The sequence below is a fragment of the Mycobacterium sp. 1081908.1 genome (assembly GCF_001673535.1).
Classification (GTDB): Bacteria; Actinomycetota; Actinomycetes; order Mycobacteriales; family Mycobacteriaceae; genus Mycobacterium.
In genome coordinates, this window is sequence record NZ_LZLY01000141.1 from 13,123 (window position 1) to 32,390 (window position 19,268).

At 66.1% G+C, this 19,268-nt stretch carries 18 protein-coding genes; 11 read left to right on the plus strand and 7 right to left on the minus strand.

What is annotated here, in order from left to right; genetic code table 11:
* Window positions 1-19 precede the first annotated feature (19 nt).
* The 3 genes from rsmA to A5655_RS23040 form a co-directional block, all read right to left on the minus strand.
* Entirely contained in the window at window positions 20-937 is a 918-nt protein-coding gene (rsmA, locus tag A5655_RS23030; RefSeq protein WP_067014114.1) for a 16S rRNA (adenine(1518)-N(6)/adenine(1519)-N(6))-dimethyltransferase RsmA, read from the minus strand.
* Entirely contained in the window at window positions 901-2,028 is a 1,128-nt protein-coding gene (locus A5655_RS23035) for a resuscitation-promoting factor (protein ID WP_197508781.1), read from the minus strand. The genes rsmA and A5655_RS23035 overlap by 37 nt, the downstream gene beginning before the upstream one ends.
* Before the next feature lie 161 nt (window positions 2,029-2,189).
* A complete protein-coding gene (locus A5655_RS23040; protein WP_067014119.1) occupies window positions 2,190-3,044 on the minus strand; it encodes a TatD family hydrolase in 855 nt (284 codons plus the stop codon).
* An 18-nt stretch (window positions 3,045-3,062) separates the two neighbouring features.
* Between A5655_RS23040 and metG the strand changes: the two genes are divergently transcribed.
* Window positions 3,063-4,619: a methionine--tRNA ligase gene (metG, locus tag A5655_RS23045; protein ID WP_067014121.1), complete on the plus strand. Its 1,557-nt coding sequence runs from the start codon at window positions 3,063-3,065 to the stop codon at window positions 4,617-4,619.
* Between the two features lie 128 nt (window positions 4,620-4,747).
* Window positions 4,748-5,110 carry a PAS domain S-box protein gene (locus A5655_RS23050; protein ID WP_067014172.1) on the plus strand — a complete coding sequence of 121 codons (363 nt, stop codon included), beginning with the start codon at window positions 4,748-4,750 and terminating at the stop codon, window positions 5,108-5,110.
* Between the two features lie 90 nt (window positions 5,111-5,200).
* On the opposite strand, the gene A5655_RS23055 is transcribed toward A5655_RS23050, so the two are convergent.
* The gene (locus tag A5655_RS23055) at window positions 5,201-5,974 is read right to left on the minus strand and encodes a bifunctional 2-polyprenyl-6-hydroxyphenol methylase/3-demethylubiquinol 3-O-methyltransferase UbiG (RefSeq protein WP_067014123.1); all 774 of its coding nucleotides are present in this window, start codon (window positions 5,972-5,974) and stop codon (window positions 5,201-5,203) included.
* A gap of 18 nt (window positions 5,975-5,992) precedes the next feature.
* Entirely contained in the window at window positions 5,993-6,877 is an 885-nt protein-coding gene (locus A5655_RS23060) for a WecB/TagA/CpsF family glycosyltransferase (protein WP_082978834.1), read from the minus strand.
* Between the two features lie 256 nt (window positions 6,878-7,133).
* Between A5655_RS23060 and A5655_RS23065 the strand changes: the two genes are divergently transcribed.
* Window positions 7,134-7,691 (plus strand): serine acetyltransferase, encoded by a 558-nt coding sequence (locus tag A5655_RS23065; RefSeq protein WP_067014125.1) that lies wholly within the window; start codon window positions 7,134-7,136, stop codon window positions 7,689-7,691.
* Here A5655_RS23065 and A5655_RS23070 read toward each other — a convergent pair.
* Both A5655_RS23070 and A5655_RS23075 read right to left on the minus strand, forming a co-directional pair.
* Entirely contained in the window at window positions 7,688-8,416 is a 729-nt protein-coding gene (locus A5655_RS23070) for a TetR/AcrR family transcriptional regulator (RefSeq protein WP_067014127.1), read from the minus strand. The two genes, A5655_RS23065 and A5655_RS23070, sit on opposite strands and share 4 nt — an antisense overlap.
* 131 nt (window positions 8,417-8,547) lie before the next feature.
* Window positions 8,548-9,225 carry a TetR/AcrR family transcriptional regulator gene (locus tag A5655_RS23075; RefSeq protein ID WP_067014129.1) on the minus strand — a complete coding sequence of 226 codons (678 nt, stop codon included), beginning with the start codon at window positions 9,223-9,225 and terminating at the stop codon, window positions 8,548-8,550.
* A 484-nt stretch (window positions 9,226-9,709) separates the two neighbouring features.
* Here A5655_RS23075 and A5655_RS23080 point away from each other — a divergent pair, with 484 nt between their 5' ends.
* The 8 genes from A5655_RS23080 (at window position 9,710) to A5655_RS23115 (ending at window position 19,258) form a co-directional block, all read left to right on the plus strand.
* Complete coding sequence (locus tag A5655_RS23080; RefSeq protein WP_067014131.1) at window positions 9,710-10,930, plus strand: PPE family protein; 1,221 nt, start codon at window positions 9,710-9,712, stop codon at window positions 10,928-10,930.
* A 115-nt stretch (window positions 10,931-11,045) separates the two neighbouring features.
* Window positions 11,046-11,876: a glucose-1-phosphate cytidylyltransferase gene (locus A5655_RS23085; protein WP_067014133.1), complete on the plus strand. Its 831-nt coding sequence runs from the start codon at window positions 11,046-11,048 to the stop codon at window positions 11,874-11,876.
* Window positions 11,873-12,535 carry a PIG-L deacetylase family protein gene (locus tag A5655_RS23090; protein ID WP_067014135.1) on the plus strand — a complete coding sequence of 221 codons (663 nt, stop codon included), beginning with the start codon at window positions 11,873-11,875 and terminating at the stop codon, window positions 12,533-12,535. The genes A5655_RS23085 and A5655_RS23090 overlap by 4 nt, the downstream gene beginning before the upstream one ends.
* A gap of 23 nt (window positions 12,536-12,558) precedes the next feature.
* Window positions 12,559-13,605: an NAD(P)-dependent oxidoreductase gene (locus tag A5655_RS23095; RefSeq protein WP_067014138.1), complete on the plus strand. Its 1,047-nt coding sequence runs from the start codon at window positions 12,559-12,561 to the stop codon at window positions 13,603-13,605.
* A complete protein-coding gene (gene rfbC / locus A5655_RS23100) occupies window positions 13,602-14,159 on the plus strand; it encodes a dTDP-4-dehydrorhamnose 3,5-epimerase (protein ID WP_067014140.1) in 558 nt (185 codons plus the stop codon). The genes A5655_RS23095 and rfbC overlap by 4 nt, the downstream gene beginning before the upstream one ends.
* 103 nt (window positions 14,160-14,262) lie before the next feature.
* Window positions 14,263-15,768 carry a sugar transferase gene (locus tag A5655_RS23105; RefSeq protein WP_082978835.1) on the plus strand — a complete coding sequence of 502 codons (1,506 nt, stop codon included), beginning with the start codon at window positions 14,263-14,265 and terminating at the stop codon, window positions 15,766-15,768.
* A complete protein-coding gene (locus A5655_RS23110) occupies window positions 15,768-17,243 on the plus strand; it encodes a flippase (RefSeq protein ID WP_067014142.1) in 1,476 nt (491 codons plus the stop codon). The genes A5655_RS23105 and A5655_RS23110 overlap by 1 nt, the downstream gene beginning before the upstream one ends.
* A complete protein-coding gene (locus A5655_RS23115; protein ID WP_067014144.1) occupies window positions 17,240-19,258 on the plus strand; it encodes a glycosyltransferase in 2,019 nt (672 codons plus the stop codon). The genes A5655_RS23110 and A5655_RS23115 overlap by 4 nt, the downstream gene beginning before the upstream one ends.
* The last annotated feature ends 10 nt before the right edge of the window (window positions 19,259-19,268 follow it).

Below are 19,268 nucleotides of genomic sequence, written 5' to 3' on the forward strand. Positions count from 1 at the left end.
CCGCAGCAGACTATCGCGGTCAGCTCGCCGAAGCGTGCCCCGAAAGGGCCGAGCGCTGCAACAGCCGCACGAAGTCGTCGATGGACAGCGTCTCGCCGCGCCGGGCCGGATCGATGCTGGCGGCCAGCAGCCGATTCGCCGACTCGTTGCCTGAGCCGGCCCACTCGGCGAACGCGTTGCGGGAGGTCTTGCGCCGCTGGGCGAAGGCGATGTCCACGAGTTCGAACACGCGCCGCCGGAAGGCGTCGTCGGTCGGCCAGGGCGAGGTCGAGTGCCGGTCGATGCGGACCAACCCCGAATAGACCCGGGGGATCGGCCAGAAGACGGTGGGCGACACCATGCCGCAGCGGCGCACCCGCCCGAAGAACCGGACCTTCACGCTGGGCACGCCGTAGTCCTTGCCGCCCGGCTCGGCGGCGAGCCGCTCGGCGACCTCGGCCTGCACCATCACGGTGACGACCCGAATGGACGGGAATTCGGCGAGCAGGTGCAGCAGCGCCGGAACCGCGACGTTGTAGGGCAGGTTGGCGACGACGGCGGTCGGCGGCTCCCCGGGGACCTCGTCGCGGCGCAGGGTCAGCACGTCACGGTTCAGCACCGACAGGCGCTGTAGCTCGCTGTGCGAGTGTTCGGCGACGGTCTGCGGCAGCCGGCCGGCCAGCACCGGGTCGATTTCGACGGCGGTGACGGTGGCGCCGCGGTCAAGCAGCGCCAGCGTGAGCGACCCGAGCCCCGGACCGACCTCCAGGACGTGGTCGGAGCGGCCGACGCCGGAGGTCGTAACCACCCGCCGCACGGTGTTCGCGTCGTGAACGAAGTTCTGCCCCAAGGCCTTTCGTGGCCGAAATTCCAGCTCTTTGGCCAGCCGCCTGATCTCGGTGCGCCCGAGAAGCCGGATGGTCAGCTTGCACCAGCTCTTCCGCTGCACACGGGCCAGGCGCCCCAGCCCTGGCGCTGCCGGGTCACCTCGGCGACGGCGATCTGCTCCTCGCGGGTGGCGAGGTCGGCGCGGGGGGCGAAGCGCAGCCCGCCGTTGCGCTCCCAGGTTCCTTGGTCGAACTGCACACCGCCGTAGTACCCGTTTCCGGTGTTGATCGCCCAGTTGCCGCCGGCCTCGCAGCCCGCGATGGCGTCCCAGACGGATCCGTTGCTCACCGGGGGCACGTCGGTGCCGGGCTTGGTGCCCACGCGGACCACGGCCTCACGGGCGGGGGTGATGACCGTGTTGGCGACGGGCAGCCGGCCGGTCTCGACGCCGTTGACCGTGGCCACCGCGAACGTCACGTCCTGCGTGCCCGGGCTGCCCGCGTCCTCGACGACCTGGCGGCTGACATTCATCTCCGGATCCTCGATCCGGTGCGCCGGCGGCTGCAGCGGCACCCGCTCGGTGACCCGCTGGATCCGGTTGCGGGTCACCTGGATCTGCATCCCGTCGACGATCGGGGACGCCGCGCCGGGTGCCACCTGGTCGCTCTCGAGCAGCGGCGCGCCGGCGGCGTTCAACAGCCCGGCGACGTTGGCCGCGGCGAGGTGGACGGTGCGCACCGCGCCGCCGTCGTTGATCTGGACCGTCTTGGCGCTCACGACGGGCAGCGCCATCCCGGCCAGCGGAACGCGGCTGCCGCGGGAGGCCGCGGCAGGGGCGGTGTCGGTCATCGCGAGTTGGGCCAGCGCCTCGTCCACGGTCGAAGCGGTCGTCCACACCTGCTTGGAGTCGTGGCCGTCCAACGAGATCTGCAGCGGCCGGCTGCGCCGCAACACGATGTTGGCGGCGTCACGAACCTCGACGTCGGCGGCCGGGTAAAGGTCGTCGCGCTCGTCGACCCTGAAGCCGTTCTCCTGGACGATGTCGATCACCCGCGACTTCATGGTCGACACCCGCATCGCGATTCCGTCAACGGTCAGCGTCACGGTCTTGGACGCGGAAACTGCCAACCCGCCGGCGAAGCTCAGAACCAGCAGCAGGCCCGCGACGACGAGCCGCAACATCGGTGATGAATTGTGATGAAGTTTTGTCAATACAGTCAACGCGCGCTACCCCGACCTCAGCAACCACTCACGAACCACTCAGCAGGAAAATGACAAAAGGGCCCAAAGGCCCCACCGTTCGATCACAAGACGGTAACGAACCGGCCAATGTTGGGCAACTCCAACGGCACGGTGTTAGCGAATTCACCGCCCCGCCGCAGCTACTCCGAAGCCAGTCCGTAGACCCGCCGGGCATTGCTGGTCGTGACCTGTGCCACATCCTCGGGGCGCCGATCCAGCAGTTCAGCGATCGCCCGCACAGTATAGGGAAGGCAATACGGCTCGTTCGCTGCGCCCCGATAGGGGTGCGGGGTCAGAAAGGGCGCATCGGTTTCGACCAGCATCTGCTCCGGCGGGATCAGCGCGACGGCCTCCCGCAGGGCGCGCGCGTTGCGGAAGCTGACCGTCCCGGCCAGGCTCAGCAACCACCCGCCGTCGACGCACCGTCGGGCCATCGCACTGTCCGACGAAAAGCAGTGAAAGATCACCGCATCGGGGGCGCCCTCGGCCGCCAGCACGTCGAGCACCTCGGCGTCGGCCTCCCGGTTGTGGATCATCAGCGGTTTACCGCACCGCTTGGCCAGGTCGATATGCCATGCAAACGCCTCCCGCTGCGTCGACGGCTCCGCGCAGCCATCCAGGCGGCCCGGCCAGTACAGGTCCATCCCGGTCTCCCCCACCGCCACCACCCGCGGGTGCACGGCGAGCCGCTCGATCTCCGCGCGGGCCGCGTCGTCCAGCGCATTCGCGCGCGTCGGGTGCAACGCCACCGCGGCGTAGACGCGCGGATCCCATTCGGCCGCGCGCGCCACCCAGCGCGCCGAATCGAGATCGTCGGCGATGGTGACCACCGCGCCCACACCGACCGCCGCGGCGCGGTCGAGGATGGCCCGCACGCCCTCGGCGTCGCTCGCTCCGCACGCGTCGAGGTGGGTGTGGGCGTCGATCAGGGGCGCCAGCGGCTCGGGCGCGGGCGGCGCCTCTCGTTTACCAGAGCGGTTGGAGCTCACCGCCACACAATAGGGTGAGTCTCGATGAGGCCCTACTACGTCACCACCGCGATCACGTACCCCAACGCCGCGCCGCATCTGGGGCACGCGTACGAGTACATCGCCACCGACGCCATCGCGCGGTTCAAGCGGCTGGACGGTTACGACGTGCGCTTCCTGACCGGAACCGACGAGCACGGGCTCAAGGTCGCCCAGGCCGCCGCAGTCGAGGGGCTGCCCACGGCCGAACTGGCCCGGCGCAACTCGGACGTGTTCCAGCGCCTGCAGGAGCGGCTGAACATCTCCTTCGACCGGTTCATCCGGACCACCGACGCCGACCACCACGAGGCCTCCAAGGAGATCTGGCGGCGGATGGCCGCCGCGGGCGACATCTACCTGGACACCTACTCGGGCTGGTATTCGGTGCGCGACGAGCGGTTCTTCGTCGAATCGGAGACCGAGGTCGTGGACGGGACCAGGATCGCCGTCGAGACCGGCACGCCGGTGACCTGGACCGAAGAACGGACTTACTTCTTCCGGTTGTCGGCGTACGCCGACAAGCTGCTGGCCCACTACGAGGCGAACCCCGACTTCATCGCCCCCGAGGTGCGGCGCAACGAGGTGGTCAGCTTCGTCTCCGGCGGGCTGCGCGACCTGTCGATCTCGCGGACCTCGTTCGACTGGGGGGTGAAGGTCCCCGATCATCCCGATCACGTCATGTACGTCTGGGTCGACGCGCTGACCAACTACCTGACCGGCGTCGGCTTCCCCGATACCGGCTCGGAGTTGTACCGCCACTATTGGCCCGCCGATCTACACATGATCGGCAAGGACATCATCAGGTTTCACACCGTCTACTGGCCGGCGTTCTTGATGTCCGCCGGAATCGAGTTGCCCCGCAAGGTTTTCGCGCACGGGTTTCTGCTCAACCGCGGCGAGAAGATGAGCAAGTCGGTGGGCAACATCGTCGACCCCGTCGCCTTGGTCGACGCGTTCGGCCTGGACCAGGTGCGGTACTTCCTGCTGCGCGAGGTGCCGTTCGGCCAAGACGGCAGCTTCAGTGAAGAGGCCATCGTCACCCGGATCAATGCCGATCTGGCCAACGAGCTCGGCAACCTCGGCCAGCGCTCGCTGTCGATGGTGGCCAAGAACCTGGACGGGGTGGTGCCCGAGCCGGGTGAGTTCACCGCGGCCGACACCGAGCTGCTGACGACGGCCGACGGCCTGCTCGAGCGCGTGCGGGCCCATTTCGACGGGCAGGCCATGCACCTGGCGCTCGAGGCGATCTGGCTGATGCTCGGGGAGGCGAACAGGTATTTTTCGGCCCAGGAGCCGTGGGTCCTGCGCAAGAGCGAGTCCGAGGCGGATCAGGCGCGGTTCCGTACCGTCCTCTACATCACGTGCGAGGTCGTGCGCATCGCGGCGCTGCTCGTCCAGCCCGTCATGCCCGACTCGGCCGGCAGGCTGCTGGACCTGCTCGGTCAGGACGCGGACCGACGCGCCTTCAGCGCCGTAGGCACGCGGCTGGTCGCCGGAACCGCGCTGCCGCCGCCGACGGGGGTGTTCCCGCGCTACCAGCCCCCACCTCCGCCGGAAGACTGAGCGCGACGCAGGGACGTTCGGCCGGGATCTTGACACCCTGGGGAATATCGACCGAACGACCGGTAGTCATAGGCCATAATCGGCCTGTGGAGAGAGAGCGACGACGCAACCCGCAATCGAGCGAGCCGCTGACTACTTTGCAGCAGTTGCCTGCGCTGGTCGTCCTCGAACGGATTCCGGTGCCAGTGCTCGCGATCGGGAACGACGGCGCCATCTTGTTCACCAACACCGCGTTCGCCGACATGCTGGGGTTCGAGCCCGACGAAGTCCTGTCGCTGCGGTTCCAAGACATCTTCCACGGGGCTCCTGAATCTGAATCCTTGCTATCCGTGGTTCATGCCCTGGCGAACATGGTCGTCAAATTGGCCCACAAGGACGGCTCGATGGTGCGCGCCCTGATGAGCAAGTCCGCGCTGCTGCGCGCGGACGATCAGTTCGTGCTTGCGGCGTTCCAGGATCTGACCGAGCAGTTGTGGGAAGACGAGCACTGAGCCACACTTTGGCTGCTCGAATTTCCAACTGCCCCTGTAGATTTCGAGCGCACCGTGTCCGCTGCGCGACCCTGGTTCGTCAGGCGACGGTCACTGCCCCATCTTCGGGTTGGACGACGAGACGCCGAAGACAGCGTAGATACTTACCGTGGTGAATCGGTCGAGTCGACGCGAACGCTTGCGGATCTTCTCGAGCAGAGGCAGGAGCCGCTTGTCACCCCGGTTGTAGGCGACGTCGATAAGCCGCAGCCCGCTGTCATTGAACGCGGCCCGGAACTGCTCAGGAGTATTGCCGTTCAGACCGATATCCAATAGCGAGCCCACCGGATGGCAGTTGTGGCGCGCCGCGGCAGCGAGCACCACACGCTTCGGCAAAACGGCGTGCGCCCACGGCACTTTCAGACCGGTGCGACCATGGTCGCCAAACGGGCTGGAGTAAAGCGGACTGAAACCGGCATAGATCACGCCATGCGGCCGGATCAGCCGCTCGCCGAGCGCTTTCAGCAGCGACGCGACGTCGGCAACGTGTTCGAAGGTGTCTTTGGAAACGATCACGTCGAACGGCTGGTCCACCGGAAGCGAAGTCGCTTCGACCGCTTGAAACGTCACGCGGTCAAGCAGATGAGGAAACCGCTGCGGCAGGTTGCGGTTGGCGAATGCGATGCGGCCCTCGTCGAGATCTACGCCAACTACCTCGGCCCCTTGTTGAGCCAACTCAACCGACATGGCGCCGTGGCCGCAGCCGACCTCGAGAACACGCTTGCCGGCCCAATCCACCGGCGCGCCGAACCGCCGCCAAAACTCTTTGTTCGACGCGTCCTGCTCTTGGAAGTACGTCCGGGCGTACTCCTCGGTTTCAGTCAAGGCGAGACCTTCCGATCATCAAACCGCCAGAGCCTTTCCATCCAGCGCAGGGATATAGGTCTTGCGGATGTCTTGTATGCGTATAAGGAACAGAAGATTCCCTATCACGTACCTTCTAGCCAATCGCTTCGGCTCGTTCACCAAGCGAAAGACCCACTCCAGGTGAAGTTGTCGCATCCATTGCGGCGCTCTTTTTACTTTGCCGGCGATGAAATCGACGACGGCGCCCCCGTTGATGAGTATCGGGTTATAACTCGCATTTTCCTTGAGGTACAAGGAAACCAGTTCCTGTTTGGGCATGCCCATTGCCAGTACGACAACCCGCGGCCTGTACTGCTCCACGAGCGATAGGTATGACGCCGTATCCCTGAACCCATCTGCGCAAAAAACGACATTGTGCCCGGCTTGCTTGAGTTCTTCAGCCGCCTTGGACAGGTAAGGCTCCCGGGTCCCAAGGATGCCGACCGTCTCCCCTCGTGCTTTGTCGAGAAATTCCGGTATCAGGTCGGTCCCGTTCATGTTCAGGCCCGGGTCGCCCTTCAACGCTTTGACGAGCAGCTGCATGCCTATGCCGTCGCGAAAGACGACGTCGGACCGCAACACCGCGTCGGCGAATTCATTGTTTCGGTAGCACACGTTGAGGCCATGTGCGTTGAGAAAAGAAATAATCTGCGGCGATTCCGAAGCGAGGCACTTTGCGATCAGCGCGTCCGCCTGGTCGCGGTCCTTGATGGGGGTGATGCTGTTGATCACCTTGTTGATCAGCCCGGGATCCGCCTTGCCCGTCGGTACTTTGTTCGGCGCCTGGCGGAGCCCCGCGCCACCGTATTCCTGGAGGAACCGCTTGCCAGCGCTCCCGCCGGAGCATCCCTCCGGACCCATAGGCAGACTGACGGTAGACATGAAGGGCAGGCTACATGCATAAAGTATGGAATGTAAGCTATAGAAGACTATGAGTTAGAGCACGTCTGGCCTGGACGCGTAGGCGGTCGGCAAGTGCGACGGCACTCACCGAGCGGTGCCGTCCTGATCGGACCCGCCTTAAGGGCATCCGGCGCGTCCCGGCGTCGCGGTCGACGAAACCAAACACCTTGAAAGTGCCTGTGAACTATACGTATGGTTCTACCCTGCTCTGGATACCTGGAGTATCGTTACCGCCATGATCAGGACTCGGGAGGACCTGAGAATGTATCTGGCGGCCGACTTGAAGGCGCACGGCCTAGAACGCTGGAAGTTCCGCTACCAGCTCTTGGAACGTCCCGCCTACTTCCAGCGGATGCTGCGAAAATCCGAGTACTGGACCAACACCGCCCACACGCCGATGGGCCATGCCATCGCATTCTGGTTGAGACTGCGGACGAAGCTGCTCGGCGAACGACTCGGGCTGTATGTCCCGCGAAATGTATGTGGGCCCGGCCTTCGGCTGGCACATCCGGGCGCCCTGTGGATCCACCACAAGGCGCGCATCGGTGCGAACTGCAACATCCACCACGGCGTCTCCGTCGGGGAAAACCGAGGGAAGGTCCCCGTAATCGGTGACGGCGTATGGATTTATCCCATGGCTATGGTGCTCGGCGATGTCCACGTGGGCGATCGCGCCTCCATCCTGGCCGGCGCCGTCGTAACCCAGCCGGTGCCCGACGACGCGGTGGTGGCCGGCGCGCCCGCCCGGATAATTACGGTGGCTTCCCGAGATACCGCAGTCGCCAACGCCTAGCCGACCTCCGGGACGGCGACCGCCTCGCCGGGGGACGATCCGGCCGGCGGGGCATGGCGAAGCGCCTCGCGTGCCAGAAATTCGCGGAAGTACGGAAGCGACGCCTCGGCGACTATGCCCGCCAGCAGAAGTTCCCAGAATCGACCCGTGTGCGGATCCAGGCCAGTGCCGGCGACCGTACCCTCACTACGCCCGGCGGCGCCCTTCGCCGCGATCGCGTTGTACAGCAAACGGGTTCCGAACATGGCGCCGACGATCGACTCGCTGATCGCCACCGGGTCCAGATCCTTCCGGACGTCGCCTTCGGCACTTGCCCGCTGAGCCTGAGCCGCCATCAGCTCAACCATGTTCGCGCAAAAGCGCATGGCTGCTTCGTTGAATCCGGCCAGAGCCGCCGTCAACTGCTCGGCGGCGCGGGCCGTCTTGTCGGTACTGAGCATGTTGGCGATCGTGAAGGTGCCGTGAATCATGTTCTCGAGCGCCGGCGATGACGACCCGCACACGTTGCGGAAGGCGACAAGTATTGTCTCCGAACCCTCCTCGATGATGGCCGACGCCAGCGATTCCTTCGAATCGAAGTGGTGGTAGAGCGCCCCCTTGGTCATGCCGGTCCGCTCGATGATCGTGTTCCACCCGGCCGCAGCGTACCCGACGTCGCCGAAAACGTCGATCGCCGCATCGAGGATCTTCCGCCGGGTGGCTTCCGATCGAACCTGGCGCGCCATCCCTCTACACCCCCGGATTTCCGTCGATGTCCCTGGGCGCGGATCTCGACCCCTTCACCAACCTTCCGGCCGGAGGGGTAAGCGTAACAGCCGCCAACCCGCGGTCCCGATCGCGCGACCTGCACATGGCGCTATTCAGAATCCGCGCCCGTTGAGGTGGATGTGATCGCGAGTGCGGCGCGGCGCCTGAGGAATTGGCGGAAGTAATCGATGCGGCCCGCCTGCAAGATTCCGGTCAGCATCAGCAGCCAGCACTTCTCGAGGTGTTGCAGAAACTGTTCCGGCTCCTCCAGATTGCTGGTTTGTCGCAGCCCCATGTGCAGCGAAACGATCAGGCGTCCCACGTCCTGTGGGTCACACTGCCCGTCGATGTCGCCCTCGGCGATGGCCTGCTCGACGACTCCGGCCAGCGCCTTGGCCCATTCCTCCAAGAGCTTCTTCTGCAGCCCCTCCGACCGACCGACCGACTCGAGGAGGTTGAGGCCGGCCCTGACCCCGTCGGTTTTGATGTCCCCTACGGCGATCAGATACGAGAAGTCGATGAGGGTCTCGAGGCCCGAAAGTCCGCGAGTGAGCAGTTCTTCCACCGCGACATTTCCCGCGGCCGTCTGCCTCTCGATGATCGCGACGGCCAGCGCGTGCTTGGAACGGAAGTGGAAGTACATGGCCCCCTTCGTCAGCTCCGCTTCCGCGAGGATGTCGTCCAGGCCGACGTCGTGATAGGCGCGTCGAGCGAACTGATGCGACGCGGCCCGCAAAATCTGTCGCCGCGTCGCGTCTGCGCGTCCGTCGGTCGAATGGGTGGTCATCGGAATCGGGAACGCAGCTGCCCAGTGCGCGTCGACCGCGCCGCTGCGTGAGCAAGGCGGGTGATCATTCCAGAGCCTGCGTCGTGGCCCGGATCGATCGCTTCCACGTTTCTCGATGCCTTCCTCGAGTAGGCCACACACCTTGGTTTCCAGGGCCAGCACTCCCCGGCGTGTCTCGGGCTGCATATGGGCCGTCTTTGAGGTTAGCAGTCAGGGGTCGCCCAACGGCATTCAACGCAGCGGGTCGCGTTGTCCAACCCGGAAATACTTTCAGTTCGCGATGATGCTGCACTCCGAACTAAAAGTATGTAGAATCGTCATCTATGTGGTCCTCAGTTTCTTCCGCTGGTCAGCGCGATTTTTGCGGGCCGCGGGCGCGCAACGCGCTTCGATCACCGCATCAGCCACTGCCCCGGAAGACCCGTACGGACCTCGCTCGACGTGTGTCGTTCGTCACGTCGCCGACCGGTAGGGGCCCGTCGAAATGATCGATTTTGGCGCCCTTCCGCCGGAGATCAACTCCACGAGGATGTACGCCGGCCCCGGGCCGGGGTCGCTGACGGCGGCCGCGGTGGCCTGGGACGATCTGGCCACCGAGCTGCATTCCGCCGCGTCCTCGTACCGGTCGATCATCTCGGGCCTGACGGTCGGGCGGTGGCTGGGTCCCTCGTCGCTGAACATGGCATCTGCGTTCGGACCGTACGTCGCATGGACGGCCGGGGCCGCCGCTCGGGCCGCGGAGGCGGCCGGTCAGGCCAGGCTTGCCGCGGAAATCTACGACGCGGCCTGGGCCGCGACCGTGCCCCCGCAGGCGGTCATCGCCAACCGGGTTCAGCTCGCGTCGCTGATTGCCACCAACTTCTTCGGTCAGAACTTGCCGGCGATCGCGGCCAACGAGGCCCAATACGGCGAGATGTGGGCCCAAGACGCCGTGGCCATGTACGAATACGCAGCCAACTCGGCGATGGCCGCCGAGCTGACGCCCTTCACTTCTGCGCCGGAGGTCGCCGACCCCTCCGGGGTCGCAGCGCAGTCGGCCGCGGTAGCCCAGACCGCTGGTTCCGCGACGCAGCAGTTCTCGCTGACCAGCTTGATGTCCGCGATGTCCTCGATGCTGCAGAGCCTGGCTTCGCCCGCCTCGGCGAGCGCCGCGGGTACGGAAACGCCCTGGGGGACGCTGGTGGGCGGCGTCACGTCCGGGACCGGCGGGCTGTCGCTGTCGAGCTTCATGAGCAACATGGAGAGCAACCTGCCCTCCCTGCTCCCCGGCTATCTGATGGTGGCCGTGACCCCGCTGTATGCGCTGTCCAGCGTGCTCGGCATGGCCCAGACCATGCAGGGGATAGCGACCACCGCGGCCCAGGGTGTCGCCGATGTGGCCGCGGACGCAGCCGGCGCGGCCGCCGGCGCCGCCGACGCGCTCGGTGCGGGCGTAGCGGGCGCGATGGGCCAGGCGGGCGCACTCGGGCCCCTGTCAGTCCCGGCCAGCTGGACCAGCGTCATCCCTGCGGCCCATTTGACCAGCGCGGGCGCGGTGTTGCCCAACGCCGGCGGCCCCGGCGGCCTCGGCGCCTTGCCACCGAGCATGCTGGGCGGTCTGCCCAGCACCGCCGCGGGGCGTCAAGCGCCGGGTCCGCGGTACGGCCAGATACCGACCGTCATGGCGCAGCCGCCGTCCGGCGGCTATGGGGCGGCGATCGTATGACCGCCGCGAGGGTGCCCGCGCGGGCCGGATCCGACCCGAGTCTCCAAATACCAGAAGTATCTTTCTTGGCCGCTGGGCGGGTATTCGGTCTCGCCTCGTTGAAGGGATGGTTGTCATGAAAGTAGTGCTGTTCTGCGGTGGTTACGGCATGCGGATGCGGACCGCCGAAGGCGACCAGGTTCCCAAGCCGCTGCAGATGGTCGGGCCCCGACCGTTGCTGTGGCATGTGATGCGCTACTACGCCCACTACGGGCACAAGGAGTTCATCCTGTGCCTGGGCTACGGGCAGGCGATGGTCAAGGACTTCTTCCTCAACTACCGCGAGATGGAGTCCAACGACTTCGTCATGCGCGCCGGTCAGATCGAGCTGCTCGATTCCGACATGGCCGACTGGAGCATCACGTTCGTCGACACCGGGCTGGAGTCGCCGATCGGCGAGCGGCTGCGGCGCGTGCGCAAGTATCTGGGCGACGACGAATACTTCCTGGCCAACTACGCCGATGTGCTGACCGACGCACCGCTCGACACCATGATCGACCGGCTGAGGACGAGCGGCGCCGCCGCCTCCATGCTGGTCGTCCCGCCCCAGTCGTCCTTCCACTGCGTCGACGTCAGCACCGACGGTGACATCAAGGAGATCGCCCCGATCGCTAAGTTTCCGATCTGGGTGAACGGCGGCTACTTCGTATTGACGCAGGAGGTCTTCGACCTCATCCCGGAGAACGGCGACCTCGTCGGCGACGCCTGCATGGCGCTCGCCGGGACCGGCCGGCTGCTGGGGTATCAACACGATGGCTTCTGGAAGCCGGCCGACACGTTCAAGGAGCGCGCCGAGCTCGACGCCGACTACAACGCGGGAGTCCGCCCGTGGATGGTGTGGGAGCAACCGCACCGAGCCCGCGCTGTGCCGGCGTCGGTTGGACGCCACGCGAGGCTCTCGGCGTGAACCGGCTGAACACCGGCGCAATCAATTCGATTGCCGTCATCGGGGCGCACTGCGACGACATCGTCATCGGTGCCGGCGCGACGCTGATGCAGATCGCCCACCACAATCCGGGTGTCGTCGTGCACGCCCTGGTGCTCACCGGCGCCGGCACCGAACGCGAGATCGAGGAAAAGAACGCATTCGCGGCGCTGTTCCCGCGGTCGGAGGTCCGGCTGACGGTGGGTGATCTGCCCGACGGCCGGCTGCCGGACAACTGGGGGGCGGTGAAGGGCTACCTCGCCGAGTTCCGGCGCGACTGCCAGCCCGATCTGGTGATCGGGCCGCACCGCCACGACTACCACCAAGACCATCGCTTGGTCGCCGAGCTCATCCCGACCGAGTTTCGTGGGCACCTGGTACTGGGCTACGAGATTCTCAAATGGGAGTCCGACTTGCCGAATCCCACTCTCTACGTGGACATTCCGAGCGAGATAGCCCACAAGAAGGCGGAGCTGCTCGCGCAGTCATACCCGTCGCAGTCGGGCCGGGACTGGTTCGACGACGAGGCGTTCCTCGGCCTGATGCGAGTGCGGGGGGTCCAGTGCCGGGCGCGCTACGCCGAAGCCTTCGTGGGCGAGAAGGCGGTCGTGAGCACGTTCGCCGCTAGTTCACTCAACTGACTTTCGACGGGAGGGACGACACCATGCGAGTGCTGGTCACCGGCACGGAGGGCTACCTGGGCTGCCTCCTCGCGCCGCTGCTTATCGAGGACGGCCACGACGTCGTCGGTTTGGACACCGGCTATTACAGGGCCGGTTGGCTGTGCCCCGGACCGCTCGCCGGCAGCGCCCACGGGGTGGCACCGCTCACCCTCATCAAGGACATTCGCGACGTGACCGTCGCCGACCTGCGCGGGTTCGACGCGATCGTGCACATGGCGGAGCTGAGCAACGATCCGATCGGCGACCTGATCGGCGACGTGACCTTCGAGATAAACCACCGCGGCAGTGTGCATTTGGCCGAGTGCGCCAAGAGCGCCGGCGTCGGCCGGTTCGTCTACATGTCGTCGTGCAGCGTGTACGGGATCGCGGACGGGACCGTCGACGAGACCAGCCCCATCAACCCGCTGACCCCGTACGCCAAATGCAAGGCCCTGGTCGAACGGGACCTGACCGCGATGGCCGACGACGACTTCTCACCGGCATTCCTGCGCAACGCGACGGCATTCGGCGCCTCGCCGAGGATGCGCTTCGACATCGTGCTTAACAACCTGGCGGGGTACGCCTGGACCGAGCACCGCATCGCGATGACCAGCGACGGCACCCCCTGGCGGCCGCTGGTACACGCCCTCGACATCGCGCAGGCCATCCGGTGCGCGCTTCGCGCCGACCGACAGACCGTGCACAAGCTGGTGGTCAACGTCGGCAGCGACGAAAACAACCGCACCGTACGCGAAATCGCGGAGACCGTCAGCGCCGAATTCCCGGGCTGTGAACTGACTTTCGGCCCGCCCAATGCCGACAACCGCAGCTACCGGGTGGCGTTCGGCAAGATCCACGAGGTATTCCCCGACTTCCGCGCCGCGTGGGATGTCGCGGCCGGGGCGGCGCAACTGCACCGCGTCTTCCAGAACATCGCGATGGACCCCGAGACATTCCACGGCCGCGGACATACCCGCCTCAAGCAGATCGAATACCTGCTCAAAACCGGGCAGGTCGACGAGAGACTGTTCTGGAAGGAGACCCAGTGAAGTACACGCCCACGAGTGTCGCCGGGGTGACGATCATCGACATCGAACCCCATCGCGACCATCGCGGCTTCTTCTCTCGGTCCTTCTGCGCCGACGAATTCGTGACATACGGCCTGATTTCCGAAGTTGCACAAACGAACCTGTGCTTCAACTACACCCGGGGCACGGTGCGCGGCCTGCACCGGCAGGCGCCGCCGCACGCCGAGGCCAAGCTGGTCCGCTGCGTCCGCGGCGCAATTGCCGACGTCGCCGTCGACGTCCGACGCGAATCGCAAACTTACGGCAAGCACGTGATGGTGGAGCTGAGCGCGGAGAACCGCCGGGCGCTGTTCCTGCCCCCCTACGTCTTGCATGGCTTCCAGACCCTGACCGATGACACCGAGGTCATGTACCAGGTCAGCGGCCCCTACGTGCCCGACAGCGAAGAGGGATTCCGCTGGGACGAAACCGAATTCGGCATCAAGTGGCCGCTTCCGGTGACGGTCATGTCGGAGAAGGACGCCAGCTGGCCTCCCATGGGGGAGACGGTGCCGGCCGAGAGCGAGGCGTCATGACGCCATACCGCCTGCCCTTTCCGGACACCCCCGTTGGGTGCAACGCCGAACTCCCCCGCGCCGCTGCCGAATCGGCGACGGTATAAGCGAGGGACCTGCCCGCATGACGACAACCCTAAGAGCCGAAAGTGGCATATCGCTGATTCAGGCGCAACCCGCGCAAAGGGTTGGCACCAAGGTTGCTTCGCGTTGGCGGCAGACATATTCGGCGCGTCTGCGCATCACCGACTCGGTGATCGTGTCGACCGCGGTCGCGGTCGCTCAGGTCGTCCGGTTCGGGGACTCACCAAACGCGTCGGGATATCCCGGCCAGGTTATGACGCTGTTTTCGGTCCTCTTTGCCACACTGTGGCTTTCGTCCCTGGCGATGTTTCAGACTCGTTCGACGCGAATCATCGGCGCCGGAATCGACGAATACCGGCGCATCGCCAGCGCCTCCTTCTGGACGTTCGGATTCATCGCCATAGTCACGCTGCTCGCCAAGATCGAGCTGGCCCGCGGCTATCTTGCGGTCGCACTTCCCATCGGCACAATCGCACTGCTGGCGAGCCGCAATTTGTGGCGGAAGCATGTCTGGCACCAGCGGGCGCGAGGCGAATACCAGACGATGGTATTGGCGATTGGTGACAGGCCAGGCGTTTCGCATCTTGCCCGCGAGCTGATCCGCAACCCGAACGACGGGTACGTGGTGGTCGGCGTCTGCATTCCGGGCTACGGTCCGCCGCGCGGCGAAACGCTGACCGTCCAGGGCCAGCAGATCGCGATCCTCGGCGACGAAACCACCGCGGTATCTGCGATCGCCGGCTGCGGCGCGGACACGGTGGCGGTGACGCGCACCGAGCATTTCGGCGTGCATGGGATCCGGGACCTGATGTGGCGGCTGGAGACCATGGACGTCGACCTCGTCGTATCGCCGGGGGTGGTCGACGTGGCCGGCGCGCGATTGTCCCTGAAACCGATCGCGGGTTTTCCGCTTCTCCACGTAGAGAAGCCGCAATACGAAGGCACCCAACGGTTTCAGAAGCGAGCGTTCGACTTCTGCTTCGCTCTGGCCGCGATCATCGGAACATCACCGCTTCTCATCGCGGCGGCCGCATGCATCAAGGCGACCAGCCGGGGGCCGGTTTTCTACCGCGCCGAGCGCATCGGTCTGGATGGCAAGCCCTTCACGATGCTCAAGTTCCGGACAATGGTAGACGGCGCCGACACCCAGATCGACCGGCTGCTGCCGCTCAACGAGGGCGCCGGCGGGATGCTCTTCAAGATCCGCCAGGACCCCCGGGTGACGCCCGTCGGCAAGATACTGCGCCGATTCAGCGTCGACGAGTTGCCGCAGTTCATCAACGTGCTCAAGCAGGACATGAGCGTCGTCGGACCACGGCCACCGCTGCGGCGCGAGGTCGAGAACTACGACGGTCAGGTAAAGCGGCGACTGCTGGTGAAGCCGGGGGTTACCGGGCTGTGGCAGGTCAGTGGCCGGTCGGATCTGTCGTGGGAGGACTCGGTTCGGCTCGACCTGTCCTATGTCGACAACTGGTCGATGGCCGGCGACCTGGTGATCATCGCCAGGACGCTCAAGGCGGTGCTGAGTAGCGACGGGGCGTACTGATGGCGCCCGACACCACGATTGAGCCGACGGCGGCGCAGACCGCCGCATCGGTGCCGGGGTCACGGATCGCGCACGCGTTCTCCGTCCAGCTCGTCTGCCGGGCGCTGGGGATGCTGGCCTCGGTGGTTTCGGTGGCGATGACCGCCCGTTACCTGGGTCCCGGCCGCTACGGCCAGCTCACCATCGCGGTCGCCTTCGTCGGAATGTGGGGCAGCCTGGCCGATCTCGGCATCGGCACCGTAATCGTGCGCCGCGTCACCTCGGGCACCGGCAACCTGGAGCGCCTCGTCCGCGTCAACAGCGGCCTGTCGCTGATCTACTGCGTCCCGCTCGCGATACTGACGGCGGGTTCCGGTCTGCTGCTCTATCACGACCACGACGTGCGGATCATGCTCGTGGTTTTGTCGGGCCAGCTGCTGATGTTCACGATGGCAACACGGTTCGAGCCGGTGTTCCTATCGACCGTCCGCTTCTCGGCCGTGGCGTTGTCCGATGTCGTGGGCCGGGTGGCTACGCTAGCGATGGTCAGCTACTTGGTGGCCACGCGGGCCGACGTCATCTGGTTCGCGGTCGCGCAGCTCATACCCCCGGCGCTGCAACTGCTGATTCAGGGGAGCGCCGCCGCCCGGCACATGTCGTTGCGGCCGATTTTCGCTCCGAGTGAAGTTGCGGACCTGTTGCGCGAGAGCGCATTTCCGATCGGAGTGGCCGTCGTCGGCGTCCTATACTGGCGCACCGACGGCGTCATCCTGTCAAGGGTGAGCACCCATTCCGAGGTGGGGGTCTACGGACTGGCCTACACGGTCGCATTCAACACCCTCGTCGTGTCGATGTTCTTCCTCAAGGCGACCCTGTCGACCGCAACCGAACTGTTTTCGCGCGACCTCGCCGCGTTCGCCAATTTCCTGCGGCGCTGTGTTGAGCTGATGTATTTCGCCGGTGTCCCCCTCGCCGTCATCGGCGCATTACTGGCACGGCCCCTGATCGAATTGTTCGGCGACCGGGAGTTCGTCGAACGCGGCGCACCGACGTTGGCGACGCTATTCGTCGCGGTGGCTTTGCGTTTCGTCACCGGCACCCTGGGCCAGGGGCTGTTCGCGTGCCATCATCAGAAGTTCCTGTTCCGGCTGTCCATCGCGACGCTCGCGTTCAACGTCGCGCTGAACTTGTTGCTGGACCGGCCGTTCGGCGCGGTCGGGGCCGGTCTCGCGTTGATAGGCACGGAGCTGTTCGGCATGGCAATGGCTACCTGGTGGCTGCGTCGCGAGTGCGGCTACCGCACGCCGGTCGCGTTCTTGATTCGGCTGCTGGTGCCGATGGCGGCGTGTGTCTTGGTGGCGCTGCTGCTGTCCGGTTACCACGTGGCGTTGATCGTGATCGCCGCCGCCGCGACCTACCTGGCTACCAGCGCGGTGATCGGGCCGTTCACCTGGTCGACATTGGCCGCGCTACGCCGAAGGCCGGTGGTCGCGTGACCCGGGAATTGGACCGCGCGTACCTGAAGCGCCCGGTCGGCGAGCTCACCAGGTCCGGCCGACCCATGGTGGTGGCGATCGTGACCTACAAGAGCCACGACCTGGTGGAGCAGTGCCTGGCCGGCGTCGCCGAACATCTGCCCGACCTGCCGGTGTACGTCTACGAGAACAGCGGCGACACCTATCCCGGCCGCGAGGAGCTGGCCGCCAGGCACCCGCGGGTGCACTGGGTGCTGGGCCCGGTCAATCTCGGCTTCGCGGCGGCGTTTAACGCCCTGGTCGAGCACACCCCGCCGGATGCCGATCTGCTGCTGCTGAACGCCGACGCCCGGTTGGTCGGCCCGCTCACACGCACCCGGGAGTTGCTCCACCAGACGAAGGTGGCCGCGGCGTCGCCCATGATCCACGACGACGGTGCCCCGGGGCCGGAGCGGTGGGACATCGCAACGCGGCGGCGGACCCTGAGCCGGGCGCTGGTCGCGACCGCCGGCTATTCGGATCTGCTTCGCGGCACACCGCTTTCCCACCTTTACGCCCACCAGCCTGACGAATCGCAAAGCATCGACGGCTATATCGGCGGCGCCTGCCTGGCGATCAACCGTGCGGCCTGGAACGAGATCGGTGGCTTCGACGAGGAATTCTTCCTCTACGGGGAAGAGGCCGACTGGCAGGCACGCGCCACAGCCGCGGGCTGGCGCGTGTTGCTGGCCAACGAACTCGACGTCGACCACGGCAACCCGGCCGCCGCCAAGAATGCCATCGATCCCGGCTCGGGTCACGGCGCACAGGTCGCGACTCCCGAACGGCGCCGCAATCTAGACTTGGCGCGCGCCAATGCGGCACTGCTGCTGGAACATCAACGCGGTGTCCACAGCGCGGACCTGTACCTGGCGAGCACCACCGTGCTCGAGCGGCTGCAGCGCTCAAAGCGCGACGCGCGTCGGCGGTCGTCCAGCGCTGCCGTTTCGCGGAGTACCGGAAAGCCGGCGATCGTGATCACCACAAACCGGCTCGTCTACGGCGGTGCCGAGCGCCAAAAGGCGCTCTTGGCCACCGAATTAGACCGTCGCGGCTATCCGGTGACCATCGTCTGCATGCAGCGGTTCGGCCCGTTGATCAGGGAAATCCCCCACACCGTTCGGGTGGTTCGCCAACCCTGGTGGGCGCCGGTCGTCGACCTTCCCCCGGGCCCCGCGGTACTGGTCAGCGGTGACACCAACACCGAGACGGGTTTTGCGACCTTGTGGCGGGCGCGCGGCGGCGGCCGACGCTGGTTGGTCGCGCCGCACGTTCCGCCGGAACCCGAGCGCCCCATCTACTCTCGGCCGCTGGCGGCGGCGATGAGTCGTGCAGATGGCTTCATCACGCTGGCACAACGGCATTGGGAGATGTTGACCGAACACCATCGGCTTCGGGGACGGCGATTCGTCGCGCCCAACGGGGTGGCCTTGATGGATGAGCCCGAGCCCCGGATTCGGGCCGCCGGTGAACCCGTGCATCTGGTGATGCTCTCGCGCATCGTCGAGCACAAGAACCCGCAGCTGCTGATCGAGGCGCTCGCCGGCCTGACCGACATGCCTTGGGAGCTCTCCATATTCGGCGACGGACCTGATCGGGAGCGATTGCAGGCGCGCACCCCGGCCGCGCTGCGCGACCGCGTGCACTGGCGGGGCTGGTCGGCGGGGCCCGGGCCCGCGCTGGCCGAAGCCGATCTGTTGTGCGTCCCCAGCCGTTCCGAGGCGTTCCCGCTGGCGATTCTCGAAGCGATGGCCCGGGCGGTACCGGTTGCGGCGTCGGCGATTTGCGCCGTCCCCGAGATGCTGGACTTCGGCAAGGCGGGATTCGTCGTCGAGCCCGTGACCGTGTCGGCGTGGCGCGACTGCCTCGCCGAGATCCTGGCCAAGCCCGGCGAACTGCCTTCGATGGGACGGCGGGGCCACGAGCGCATGCGCGTGCACTACACGGTGGAAGCGATGACCGACGATTACCTTGAAGCCATCGAGGCCGTGCTGTGAGCGCTTTGAG

Bases quoted from the DNA above. Each gene is read 5' to 3' on its own strand.
- metG (WP_067014121.1), top strand. From the start codon at position 3,063: ATGAGGCCCTACTACGTCACCACCGCGATCACGTACCCCAACGCCGCG.
- A5655_RS23060 (WP_082978834.1), bottom strand. From the start codon at position 6,877: ATGTCTACCGTCAGTCTGCCTATGGGTCCGGAGGGATGCTCCGGCGGG.
- A5655_RS23065 (WP_067014125.1), top strand. From the start codon at position 7,134: ATGATCAGGACTCGGGAGGACCTGAGAATGTATCTGGCGGCCGACTTG.
- A5655_RS23070 (WP_067014127.1), bottom strand. From the start codon at position 8,416: ATGGCGCGCCAGGTTCGATCGGAAGCCACCCGGCGGAAGATCCTCGAT.
- A5655_RS23075 (WP_067014129.1), bottom strand. From the start codon at position 9,225: ATGACCACCCATTCGACCGACGGACGCGCAGACGCGACGCGGCGACAG.
- A5655_RS23080 (WP_067014131.1), top strand. From the start codon at position 9,710: ATGATCGATTTTGGCGCCCTTCCGCCGGAGATCAACTCCACGAGGATG.
- A5655_RS23085 (WP_067014133.1), top strand. From the start codon at position 11,046: ATGAAAGTAGTGCTGTTCTGCGGTGGTTACGGCATGCGGATGCGGACC.
- A5655_RS23095 (WP_067014138.1), top strand. From the start codon at position 12,559: ATGCGAGTGCTGGTCACCGGCACGGAGGGCTACCTGGGCTGCCTCCTC.
- A5655_RS23105 (WP_082978835.1), top strand. From the start codon at position 14,263: ATGACGACAACCCTAAGAGCCGAAAGTGGCATATCGCTGATTCAGGCG.
- A5655_RS23110 (WP_067014142.1), top strand. From the start codon at position 15,768: ATGGCGCCCGACACCACGATTGAGCCGACGGCGGCGCAGACCGCCGCA.